This window comes from Citrobacter sp. Cm046 (assembly GCF_030333065.1).
Classification (GTDB): domain Bacteria; phylum Pseudomonadota; class Gammaproteobacteria; order Enterobacterales; family Enterobacteriaceae; genus Citrobacter; species Citrobacter murliniae.
The window spans coordinates 283,786-295,778 of record NZ_JAOWGP010000042.1 but is presented as its reverse complement, the minus strand read 5'-3'; the positions used below and the strand labels follow the sequence as shown (position 1 = coordinate 295,778).

The following is an 11,993-nucleotide window of genomic DNA, read 5'->3' as shown; positions in this document are numbered from 1 at the left end:
AGCCCCCTCAGATCAGACCGAACGAAGCGCCTAGGCCCGTCACGGTATCTACTGCGCTTGCCATCGCCGGATTCGCCTGCAAACGCGCATGTAATGAAACTGCGGTGAGAGCCATCAGGCGCGTGACAGTGTTGATGCTGTTGATAACATCGCGGCGGCCTGCACTGGTTTTCACATCACCGGATACTGCGCCTGCAGTTACACGCCCAATCTCCGCAGTTGCACTCATGACGTAATGTGGCAGGTTCTCTTTTGCCACTTCATTCAATGGCACGCACGGCAGGCAATGGATTTGAGCCAGAAAACCGTCAACCAGCGTTGAGTCTTCTGTGATATCAGTCAGCAGCCAAATCTCCGGCAGCGTAAGTTGATGCGGTTGCTCCGGGTTCAGCTTATTGCGCAGCGTCTGGACATTCATTCCTGCACGTTCTGCCAGCTTCGCCATGTTGTGACGCAGCGCGAAAGCCCGGCAGGCTTCGTCAAAATGTGGATGTTTGGAAATCTTATAATCAAACATGCGCCCCTCTCAAAAAGTTCTCATAATTGAACTTACTGACCAACAATGACGCGAAAGTTGGAATGACCGAGGGATTCACGAACCTGGTCGGTTTTGTACATCAGGTAACGCAGGCTTACGCGACCTTTGTTTTTTTCTTTCTTGACCATGTACTTAGCAAGCTGACAATGGTGAATTTTCTGGTAAACAGAGCCACGGGAGATACCTTCCCATTCAGCGAACTCTGCAGGCGTAGCCATCTCTTCTGGTACACGAATTGAAATATCAGTGATCATAGTGCAGTATCTCTTGGTTTGGTTTCGATTTATCTCGTTTTATAGGGTTAGGATTTGTTTTTAAAACCTTAAAAGAATACTAAGATCACATTTTATACGCACCAAGGGTTTTGCTTATGAGATCCATCAAGGTAGGTAATGATAGCGGAGGGCGTGAAGCTATCAATAGGCTGATTAAGGCTTATAACTTCAACTCTCGACAGCAGTTGTGTGACCATCTTTCCGTTTCAAAAAGCACTATGGCAAACAGATACTTAAGAAACAGCTTCCCTGCTGAATGGGTTATACAGTGCGCTCTTGAAACTGGGGTTTCGCTGCTTTGGTTAACGACTGGGCAAGGTGATAAAAATGATAATAACGTGCAGGAAAATAGTTTTGGTTTTGTGAACCAAACTCACATCAAACCGTTATCCGAGGTTGTAGCGCCTGAAATTGATAAGGCCACATTAGATGGTGGCGCTTTAGTGGACCAAGGCAAGGTGATATTGGATAACAGTCTAATCCCCCACAACATGACTAATCCGTGGCTCATCCATACAGGCGATGGCTCTTACCTCATTGACCGTAGCGGCACTCCACCAGTAAATGGCGTATGGCTCGTTGATATTGATGGAATAAAAACGATAGCTAAACTTGCGCGCATCCCCGGCAATCGCTTAATTGTCAAGCAGGGTGAGTCATCTTTTGAGTGCAGCCTTGATGATATCGAGGTAGTAGGCCGTGCTATAAAAGTAATTAAGAGTCTGTAATATGACAATCAGAAAGCAGCCGAACGGAAAATGGTTGTGTGAGTGCTACCCGAACGGGCGCGACGGCAAACGCGTGCGTAAGCAATATGCGACGAAAGGCGAGGCCATAGCATTCGAAAACTTCACCATGGATGAAGTAAACAAAAAGCAATGGCTTGGTGAGAAGGAAGATCGTCGGCGCTTGTCAGAAGTAATTGAGCAATGGCACTCACTCTACGGGCAGACGCTTGCAGACCCCAAACGCCTGATGACGAAACTTAAAATTATTTGTAATGGTCTAGGCAATCCCAACGCCTCTGAGCTGACCGCCGGTGGCTTTACGAAATACCGCGAAGCACGGCTAAAAGGTGAAGTGCGAAATGAAGATGGCGCGCTTATGTCGCCTGTTAAGCCCCGCACGGTAAATCTTGAACAACGCAACCTATCATCGGTTTTTGGCACACTGAAAAAGCTGGGCCATTGGTCAGCACCCAACCCACTCGCCGGTCTGCCACCATTCAAAATTGCAGAGGGTGAACTGGCGTTCCTTGCACCGGAAGAAATTAAACGCCTACTGGATGCCTGCGCGGATTCTCAAAGCCCCAGCCTGCTGATGATTGCAAAAATATGCCTGGCTACCGGCGCGCGTTGGAGTGAAGCCGAAAACATGCAGGGCCATCAGTTATCAAAATACCGAATCACCTACACCAAAACCAGAGGCAAGAAAAACCGTACCGATATCTCAGGATCTGTATGACGAACTCCCCAAGAACAGAGGGAAGTTATTCACCCCGTGCAGAAAAGCCTTTGAACGCGCAGTAAAACGGGCTGGCATAGAATTACCGGAAGGCCAATGTATCCACGTGCTGCGCCATACCTTTGCCAGCCACTTTATGATGAATGGCGGAAACATTTTAGTATTGAGAGATATACTAGGACATACTGACATTAAAATGACAATGATTTATGCTCATTTCGCCCCCGAGCACTTAGAAGATGCTGTATCTAAAAATCCTTTAAACTCTTTAAAATAGGAAGCTAGAGATGCTTCATGATTGGTATTTCTCGTATAAACCAGACACCCTCACCTCAAGTATTTTATTATTTTTGTTTGTATGCTATTTAGCAGTTGAAATAAAGCTAACCATTAAAAATAAAGCGTTTCAAATGAACGCAGAACCTCTAACAAAACAATACTTATTTAAACAATCCATCAGGGTGCCATGTTGTTCAGCACTTTTTTTTCGGGGTTTTGTCATGGTTTGATCACCTTCCTAAATTTGATAATGAGGGATTCACTAACTTTATATTAATTAGTAAGTTGCCGATTGGCATGTTATCGCTAACCATTCCGTTTGTTGCTGTTATAAACAACATCCATCGCACTATACAAACCAATGCACAAATAGAAGCAGCACAAAAGAAAAACCTGTCTGACAGCTACTATAGCCATTTCAAGCATATCACAGATTATTTCACCAATCTCCCCAAGAGATCACTAGGAATTAATGTAACTTATAATAATGACATTAACCATGAATATTATATAACTTATCCAGTACATCTTTATAATTTTATGTTTAAAGACAACTCGCCTAACACTGGAATATGTAATTCACAAAAAGAGTACACTAAAAAATTATCAGACACATTCTTTGAAATGGTTTCTGAATGCAACAAACTAACTACTGCACACACAAACCGCGGAGAATATGATACCCCCTTTGATATAATTCGAGAACAAGCAATCGCTTTGTATAAAGTCGAATGTAAATTAGAAATTCTACATAAAATGCTTTGTATAAAAGTTCCAGAATTGAATTACCATCACTGTTATTTCACCAATAGCCCAGGAGTATCATTAGTAACAAATTTCGGTTCTAGCATTGAATTATCAGGAAGGCTTGAAATTATTTCTCAGTTTATGCTTAACGTGATGGAAATAACCACACCAATTAGTTTCCAAGATATACAAATGGACGACAAAGGAACATTCTATGACTCCATAGAATATCTACGAAAAAACAAACCACTTATATTCAAACTTATCAAATATCAATCAGACCAACATAAGCCATCATTGTTCATCAATGGCGACACAGTGGCTGCAAGAACGTAAAAATGCATCAAACCCGGTAACACCACATAAATTCAAGCTATTGATTTAATCAATAAACATATGATTTATGTAGTAAATTAATAGTATGTAGGAATTTCGGACGCGGGTTCAACTCCCGCCAGCCCAAAATTCTCCACCGGTGATTACCAGAGTCATCCGATGAAGTCCTAAGAGCCCGCACGGCGCAAGCCCTGAGGGCTTTTTTGTGCCCTCAATTTGTCCCGCGAAGTCTGAAGCCAACTAATTAAATCCGAACCTTTTAAACCCATTGATAGGCCCAACGAAAAGCTCTATTGTTTTTGAGGGGCCTAAAACTACGGAAACCCGGCAATGGCCAGACAAATCACTCTCCGTAAAAGAAATCGAATCTGCCTGATTCGGGGAAACGAATCACGTTTTCTACGATGGCGATGCGCGGGGCTTTCGGGCGGAGTCCAGCACTTTTCTGGCGAAACAAATTGATCAGCAAGAACAACTCCGCTGTTCGTTAGAAGCCAAAATCAATACTTTCCAACTTGCACCTGAAATCACATAGGCTGGAAGGCTACATCAGTCGCCGTTTTAGATGTTACGACAACACAGTTGCGAAAAACTTATTCTTGTTACTGAAGCGTGAACGGATACATAAAATGATCTACGGAACGCGAGAAGAGACCCGGAGCGATATTTTAAATTCCAACAACCAAAAATCCAAAATAAGATTCATTCTTTTCTGGACTCGCAATTAATCGGCATGTTACTTTAAAATGAATTGATTAATTCCTAACCGTTTCACTGCATCGTGCTGAGATGAGTGTCATTTTTTAAGAAAAGTAACCACATGAACACTGTCACCAGGCTTATTCTGGCATTCAATTTATTTATACCATTAGTGTCACACGCTGAAATTCCTGACAAATTTAATAGCAGTTATCTTCTCGAGGGTTATCAGCTTTATAAAAAGGATCATAACACTATTTACCAACAATCCGCTCCAGCCGCATTTTCAGGATATGTAAGAGGAATAGCAACAGTTCTGACGGCTGAGAAAGAGATTTGTATTTCGGATACATTCGATATAAACCAGGTTTTCGATACCGTAGGCAATTGGCTTAAAAACAAACCAGAAGAAAGAAATAATCCCCCAGCAATGATAGTTGCTGAGGCATTGGTTGAAAAATACCCCTGCTCTTCTTAACTCTTCAAAAGGCGGATTTATACGTTGACGCCAGGTTTATAAACCAGTCGTTCGTTTTTAATGAGCGACTGCTAATCTATATTTCATATTATCTGACCCTTGACTTTAACTGCAAAAACCGCCTTTCTACTAAATACCACGACCCACTTGCCACAAAAAAAGTCAGTATCAATGACAACCCGAATGATAAATATGGATGCGTGTTATATAACCCTAAAGAGTAAAGGAGCTGGATTACAGGGAAGTTATACAGATAGATACCATATGAAAAATCCCCTATTTTTTCAAAATTGAATCCCAAAGGGATATTCAAACAACAAAAAAGCACAGAGGATACAACAAGAAAATATTCACTCAAAAACCTCAACTCTTTCCCTTCCGCCAGCATATAACAAACAGCAGAAACAACTGCAATTGGTGGAATGAGTTTTATAAAATTTTTAACAATAGCAAACAATGCACCGCCGAAAAAATATGCCGCCATACCGACAAACTGTAACGACATCATCCTGGCATTAGGTGAATCACTGATACACCGGAAGTAAAACAGCCACGGGACAGAAACCAAGCAGACCAAAGTAAAAGCGAGCATTTTATTCCGCACGTATATATAAAAAAAGATCGGCACAGATAAGTACAGGATGATTTCCGTTTTAAGCGTCCACAATGAACCATTGACAGCAGTTAATGGATTATCGACAAATATACCGGGCAAAGCCGGATGCAGAAAGTTCATAAATACTGCATTTGCCAAAATATATTTTAATAAATCAAGGTTAAAAAAATGTTCTCCGACACTATACATCGCAACTACACAGGCACAAAAAACAATAAAAGAAAGACAAAAGTAATATGCAGGAAGTAATCTTATAGCACGCCTGTAGAAAAAACCACGCTGATTCCTCATGTAGCTTTTTACTATCAGATAGCCGCTTATCACAAAGAAGCATTCAACAATCACATCACCATTGAGGTAAGACAGGATCGGCTTTAACACATCTGAATTTGTAATACCTCCATTATGTACAAGTAGTACACCAACAGCCAGAACCAACCTGATTAGGGTAAAATTATCACTGCATTTAACATTCATTTCATTATAACCTCCTGATATTTTCTCTAAAATATTTTACTTTACATTTAAATAAACTCACCTTCATATATGAAACAAAAAAACACAACAGAAATATATTTATAGGCATCATTAATCAGCCAATAAACATAATAAAAATGAATAATAATAAACCCAGGACACACAACTTTTCTCGTCGCATCAATATCCTGTTTATTTACGCCTATGTGAATTTGACCGATTGCCACAATACGGCCTTAATCAGTCATTACATCGGCAGTTCTGGCTTCATTGCCCGTCCCGTCGATCGCATTTCCGTTCTTGAGAAATTATCGCCACGCTATAGGAAAGTTAAGCTCTACGGTTTGTGAATCCGCGATCCAAACTCTTTATAAAAGCCCGTGCTCTACGGGCTTTTGTTAATCCAGACTGGGCTACATTTTCGGCTGATATCGATACTGCTCGAAATATTTCCTCGCCTTCGAGTCCGCTTCCTTTAGAGCTGTTGGAGTCAGGTTCTCCCGGGTAATATCAAGCCCGGTCTGCGCATCAAAGTTCCCGTTAGCTACGGCCACAGCATTCCAGATATAGGCTTGCGCATAGTCTTTATCGACGCCTTTCCCCTCGAGGTACATCCTTCCCAGCATTCCCTGCGCTTCCGCGTTGCCCTTTCTGGCTGCCTGATCAAATTGTTCAACAGCTTTCTTGTCATCCTGGGCAACACCTTTACCTTCTAAGTACATCAACCCAAGCTCCTTGTAAGAGCCAGCATCTCCCTGTGCGGCGGCCTGTTCATACCACTCGACGGCTTTCTTATCGTCCTGTGCCGTTCCCTCACCCTTTGAATACATCATGCCGAGCATACCCTGAGCCAGCACATCACCGTGGGGAGCTGCTTGATTAAATAACTCAAACGCTTTCTTGTGATCCTGCGCCACACCGACACCTTCACCAAGGTAATACATGGCCCCCAGCATGCTCTGAGCCAGTGTATCTCCGTGGCTGGCAGCCTGATTAAACAATGCGAAAGCTTTGTTGTTATCCATACCCACGCCATCACCTTCCAGGTATTTTCGACCGAGCAGGCCCTGCGCCCTGGCATCCCCTTGCTCAGCCGCTTTGCTCAATGACTGAACGGTGTTGTAGCCATCTAACAGTGACTTCTTACTTTCAAGAAAATGCTGCGCGTCAGGATTCCCTTTCTCAACAGCCCGGTGTAACCACTCTATCGCATGATAGTTTCCCCGTTCGGCAGCAATACTTAGCCACTCAACCGCCTTCTTATTTCCTTGTTCGGCCTGTTTGTTAAACCAGTCGATAACCGTTTCGTCATACCAGCGCCTCCCTTCGCCATCAAAATAGACTAAGGCAAGAAAATAGCGCGCATCGAAGTTCCCTTGCTCAGCTGCGCGGGTAAGCCACTCAACGGCTTGCTTATCATCCCGGGCAACCCCCTGACCTTCGAAATATCGTATTCCGAGACAGTACTGCGCATCTACATCCCCCTCCCCGGCACCCTGCTGTAATACCGCTACAGGCTCCTTTTCCCACTCTTTTGCCTGTCCTTGTGATGTTCCCACGCCCCATAACAGGCCAATGAAAGTTAAGGCGAGGAGAGGCCGACTGTTCATAAAACGTAATCCTTGTTAAGAAAATGCACATAATGGAGATGACACTTGCACAATCCAACCGGTTTGACTGGCGGTTGTGATCCCTATCAGAACTATTAGACATCGGCTGGACAAAGCAGGAAAAATAACTTCATGATAATTCAGGTGATTCTGACAATGATATTTTCAGCGAGATAACAATTATTGCGCCAAATGAAAAACATATCTCATCACACATCGTGGCCTTTTGTCTTCAGACTATTATTGAATGTTAATCAAACACATCATTAATACCCGGGATAATATGGAAGCAGATTTAACATAAAGGTACCGGAGGGAGTGGCTTTCCCCGCGCAGATCATTTGCAATATTGCCAGGTTAAATTCTGCGATTCCCGATAACTCAGATCTTCAAGTAACAGACAGAGGATCTGAGTTTTTGGGAATAACTTCGCGAAAACGGAGAGAAAACGGTGTTTTTTTTCAGTTAAGCTATGTTCATGCTTTGGCGCTACTACTCGGTCAGTCTCACAATCCAGGAACGCAACCTATAATGGCAAAAAGTATCCCGCAGCTGCCACATGACCCTCACATGTGCCGCAGTTATGAAAAAAAGACTCGCAGCCCACTGGCTCTCTATTCAGAGTATCAGCGGATGGATGTCGAGTTGCGGGCACCGCTGGCGATGACCTACAGCCACTGGCATGGTCAGGTTGAGGTCAATGTGCCATTTGATGGCGATGTGGAATACCTGTTTAATGACGAAGTGGTACGCAGCAAACAGGGTTATATCACGCTATTCTGGGCCTGTACGCCTCATCAACTCACAGATGCCGGGCACTGTAAGCAAATGGCAATCTTCAATTTACCCATGCATCTGTTTTTATCCTGGCCTCTGGATCGTGAACTGATTAACCATGTGACACACGGGATGGTTATTACCTCGTTAGCCTCACAGCAACTCAGCGCTTTTGAAGTTCAGCGCTGGCAGAACGAACTCAACAGCGATAACGAGCAGATTCGCCAGTTGGCCATTGATGAAATTGCCCTAATGCTCAAGCGCTTTAGTCTTTCAGGCTGGAAGCCTGTACTGGGTCATAAAACATCACGAACCCAGAAGAACAGTATTTCGCGGCATTCACAGTTTTACGTCAGCCAGATGCTTGAGTTTATCGCCGCCAACTGTGACAAACTGCTCACGGTCGATGCCATAGCCGAGCACGTTAAACTCAATCCAAACTACGCGATGGGTATATTTCATCGGGTGATGCAACTAACCATGAAACAGTATATTACCGCGATGCGCATCAACCACGTGCGAGCGTTACTCAGTGATACTGATAAGACAATACTCGATATTGCCATGCTTGCGGGTTTTCGCTCCAGCAGTCGTTTTTACAGCTCATTTCATAAATATGTCGGTATGCCGCCGCAACAGTACCGTAAACTCAGCCAACAACGGCGAAATCATCAACCCTATGTGGAGGGATAATTTATTAGCAAAACCGCCGCTTATATTACTACCGGGATATGAACATCAGAGTCACGATCAAAATAGAGAACCCGATACAGTTAATAAAAATAGCGTTTTTCCGGAAACACTAGCCACTATGTCATTCAATAATTGAATGACCTGTAGCAGGTATTTATTTGATTCGTTCAGCCATTAACGATTGGGATGGAATTATGCAACAGAATAGCTGTACCTCACACAACAGAAAACCATTATCTTTCTTATGGTCAGTATTACCAATGGTGGTAATGCTGAGCGGAATTAGCATCGGGTATTTTATATTTGGTATTCGCGCAGAACCAATGATACTGATGGGGACAGCGACCGCCTCATTTATTGCTATCGCTCATGGCTACACCTGGGATGACATTCTAAAATCCATTTGTAATAAAATATCGGAAGCGCTACCTGTAATATTGATTGTCGCCAGTATCGGTTTCTTAATTGGCTCATGGATGGTGTCAGGAACTATCCCCATGATGATCTATTACGGTCTGAAGTGGATTAATCCGCAATATTTCTATATTTCCGCTTTTATGCTGGGAGCACTGATCTCTGTCTGCACCGGTACGTCCTGGGGATCTATCGGTACCGTAGGGATTGCCATGATTGGCGTGGCGATCGGCCTCAATGTTTCACTCCCGGTTGCTGCCGGAGCCATTGTTTCGGGGTGCTGGTTCGGCGATAAACTCTCGCCGGTCTCTGATTCAACCAATATGGCGGCACTGGCTGCCGGTGTAAACCTGTACTCACATATCGGCCATCTGCTATGGACCACAGGACCTGGATTTATTATCTGCTGTGTCGTTTACAGTTATATGGGGATGGGTATTAATGCAACCAGCAGTGCTCCAGAAAATATCACTAATTTAATGAGCTCTATCGGCCAGATTTATCACTTTAATATTCTGTTGCTGCTACCGCCGATTATTGTTTTATACGGTTCATTATCAAAGAAACCACCTATTCCCATGTTATTTCTGTCGACCTTAGTCTCGATGATTCTGGCATTAGTCTTTCAGGCATTCACGGCATCCTCTGTTGGTGAATCCGTAGTCAGCGGCTTTAAGCTCGCTATGCTCACAGGAGATGCCCTTCCGGCACTATCATCTGATGTCTCTCGCTTGCTGGAGAGAGGTGGCGCAATTTCTATGTTTAGTAGCTTTGTGACTGTTTTCAGCGCCTTTCGTTTTGCCGGTGCCATGAGCGCAACAGGTTCTCTGCATACCGTGATTAACGCACTGACAAAAGGCGTTAAATCCACATTCCGTCTGGTTGCCACCACTATTGTTACGACATTCACCATCTGTGCCTGCACGGCAAATGGTACCTTACCGCTGCTGTTATGTGGCGATGCATTTAAAGACGAGTATAAAAAACGGGGACTTGCCGCAAAGAATCTTTCGCGAACCACCGAGGATGCCGGGACGGTCGTCGAACCTATTATTCCGTGGTCTGCTTCCGGCGTTTATTGTGCAACTATGCTCGGAGTCGCCACCCTCGATTATTTGCCGTGGGCAATCTTATGCTACAGCGGCGTCATCTTCGCACTACTGTGGGCGGCGACAGGTATCGGCATTGCTAAATACGAGCCAGACAATGTCGCTGAGAATATGGCCGAGCAAAAATCACCGGCTAATTAAAAAATCAATATCGATATTCACCAGGGTTAACTATTCGATATTTAGCTGACATGCAGATTATATGCATATAAATATTCTGCATTTATATTTCATTGTTTAAATAATAATTTATAGAGACTGACCAGGAGTTAACAATGTCTTTGTTTGACGATATTGTCATAAGGGATGATAGTTGCCGTAAATACGGGCAATTACAACAGATGTTTGGCACTCATGATGTATTGCCGCTATGGATTGCAGATATGGATTTTGTCACTCCAGAGCCGATTATGAATACGCTACATGCTGTGGTTGAACAACCCGTTCAGGGATATAACCTGGATTATCCGCACTGGAAGGAAGCGGTTATCCACTGGTATGCGAAACAGTATGACACCGACATCAAACAGCACTGGGTGCATTTTGTCCCAGGGGTCATTAAAACGATTGTGTTATCTCTGATGGCGCTCACCCGTTTGGGCGATAATATATTGACCTGTACCCCAATATATGACCCTTATCCAAATCTTGTAAAGACCAGCGGCAGAAACCTGATCCAGACACGCCTGGTCGAGATGAATGGGGGCTATAAATTTGACTGGCATGATTTCCGTGAGAAGCTAAAACAGTGCAAAATGTTTCTTTTTCCTTCACCACATAATCCCGGCGGGATGATATGGAGCCGGGAAACGCTTGAGAAAATTAGCCTCTATTGCCAGGAGGCTGGCGTTATCGTTGTATCGGATGAAGTCCACGGTGATTTAACCTTACCGGGTAAGCAACATTACCCGTTTTTTACCATTGATGAAGGTCTCAACGCTAAATCAATCGTATTGACTTCGATCAGCAAGACCTTCAATACCGCGGCAATCCAGGGCGGGATAGCAATTATTAAAAATGATGAGCTGCGCAGTCAGTTTTATGGTTTTCTCGATAATTGTTATCTTGCAGAGACAAATTCATTACAGCAGGCAGCCATTTATAGCGCCTATACTCACTGCGCTAACTGGCACCAAAATTTATTAACTTATCTGTCTGATAACGTCGCGTTTGTAAAAAGCGAAATAGAGAAAAACTGTCCTTTAATATCAGTTACCTATGGTGGTGCATCCTATCTGCTTTTTCTTAATGCTGAAAAAATGGAACTCAGCGATAAGCAGCTCGCTTCATTTTTTGTTCATGAAGCCCGACTGGGTCTTTCTCCTGGCGCACAGTATGGCCCAGGCGGAGAGGGACACATGCGATTAAACGTTGGCTGTCCACGCGCCGTTCTGGTGGAAGCGATGAACAGGCTAAAAGCGGCTTACCAAAGGCGCTACGCAAGCTAATCTTGAGCTTATCAGCGTACTTTTTCGCTGTCC

At 43.7% G+C, this 11,993-nt stretch carries 10 protein-coding genes and 3 pseudogenes; 9 read left to right on the top strand and 4 right to left on the bottom strand.

Annotated elements, in window-relative coordinates; genetic code table 11:
- Positions 1 to 7: 7 nt before the first annotated feature.
- Together OGX98_RS15650 and OGX98_RS15645 are read right to left on the bottom strand one after the other, a co-directional pair.
- On the bottom strand, positions 8 to 517 hold the full coding sequence (locus OGX98_RS15650; protein ID WP_286595511.1) for a phage regulatory CII family protein: 510 nt from the start codon (positions 515 to 517) through the stop codon (positions 8 to 10).
- A 32-nt stretch (positions 518 to 549) separates the two neighbouring features.
- Positions 550 to 792 (bottom strand): Rha family transcriptional regulator, encoded by a 243-nt coding sequence (locus OGX98_RS15645; RefSeq protein ID WP_286595510.1) that lies wholly within the window; start codon positions 790 to 792, stop codon positions 550 to 552.
- 116 nt (positions 793 to 908) lie between these two features.
- Here OGX98_RS15645 and OGX98_RS15640 point away from each other — a divergent pair, with 116 nt between their 5' ends.
- The 6 genes and pseudogenes from OGX98_RS15640 (at position 909) to OGX98_RS15615 (ending at position 4,816) form a co-directional block, all read left to right on the top strand.
- Positions 909 to 1,541, top strand: coding sequence for a phage repressor protein CI (locus OGX98_RS15640; protein WP_286595509.1), 633 nt, complete (start codon positions 909 to 911; stop codon positions 1,539 to 1,541).
- Between the two features lies 1 nt (position 1,542).
- Positions 1,543 to 2,554: pseudogene (locus tag OGX98_RS15635) on the top strand (site-specific integrase).
- A gap of 218 nt (positions 2,555 to 2,772) precedes the next feature.
- A complete protein-coding gene (locus tag OGX98_RS15630; protein ID WP_286595508.1) occupies positions 2,773 to 3,639 on the top strand; it encodes a hypothetical protein in 867 nt (288 codons plus the stop codon).
- A 409-nt stretch (positions 3,640 to 4,048) separates the two neighbouring features.
- Positions 4,049 to 4,165, top strand: a pseudogene (locus OGX98_RS24090) (hypothetical protein); the annotation flags it as partial.
- A pseudogene (locus tag OGX98_RS15620) lies at positions 4,161 to 4,313 on the top strand (IS3 family transposase); the annotation flags it as partial. The pseudogenes OGX98_RS24090 and OGX98_RS15620, both read left to right, overlap by 5 nt.
- A gap of 146 nt (positions 4,314 to 4,459) precedes the next feature.
- Complete coding sequence (locus OGX98_RS15615; RefSeq protein ID WP_045446450.1) at positions 4,460 to 4,816, top strand: Rap1a/Tai family immunity protein; 357 nt, start codon at positions 4,460 to 4,462, stop codon at positions 4,814 to 4,816.
- Positions 4,817 to 4,904: 88 nt separating this feature from the next.
- Here OGX98_RS15615 and OGX98_RS15610 read toward each other — a convergent pair whose 3' ends face one another.
- Together OGX98_RS15610 and OGX98_RS15605 are read right to left on the bottom strand one after the other, a co-directional pair.
- Positions 4,905 to 5,909, bottom strand: coding sequence for an acyltransferase family protein (locus OGX98_RS15610; protein ID WP_286595507.1), 1,005 nt, complete (start codon positions 5,907 to 5,909; stop codon positions 4,905 to 4,907).
- A 413-nt stretch (positions 5,910 to 6,322) separates the two neighbouring features.
- The gene (locus OGX98_RS15605) at positions 6,323 to 7,519 is read right to left on the bottom strand and encodes an SEL1-like repeat protein (protein WP_200012307.1); all 1,197 of its coding nucleotides are present in this window, start codon (positions 7,517 to 7,519) and stop codon (positions 6,323 to 6,325) included.
- Between the two features lie 531 nt (positions 7,520 to 8,050).
- Here OGX98_RS15605 and melR point away from each other — a divergent pair.
- The 3 genes from melR (at position 8,051) to OGX98_RS15590 (ending at position 11,960) form a co-directional block, all read left to right on the top strand.
- On the top strand, positions 8,051 to 8,989 hold the full coding sequence (melR, locus tag OGX98_RS15600; protein ID WP_045446456.1) for a transcriptional regulator MelR: 939 nt from the start codon (positions 8,051 to 8,053) through the stop codon (positions 8,987 to 8,989).
- A 194-nt stretch (positions 8,990 to 9,183) separates the two neighbouring features.
- The gene (nhaC, locus tag OGX98_RS15595; RefSeq protein ID WP_286595506.1) at positions 9,184 to 10,653 is read left to right on the top strand and encodes a Na+/H+ antiporter NhaC; all 1,470 of its coding nucleotides are present in this window, start codon (positions 9,184 to 9,186) and stop codon (positions 10,651 to 10,653) included.
- Positions 10,654 to 10,787: 134 nt separating this feature from the next.
- Complete coding sequence (locus tag OGX98_RS15590) at positions 10,788 to 11,960, top strand: MalY/PatB family protein (protein ID WP_045446459.1); 1,173 nt, start codon at positions 10,788 to 10,790, stop codon at positions 11,958 to 11,960.
- Positions 11,961 to 11,993: the final 33 nt, after the last annotated feature.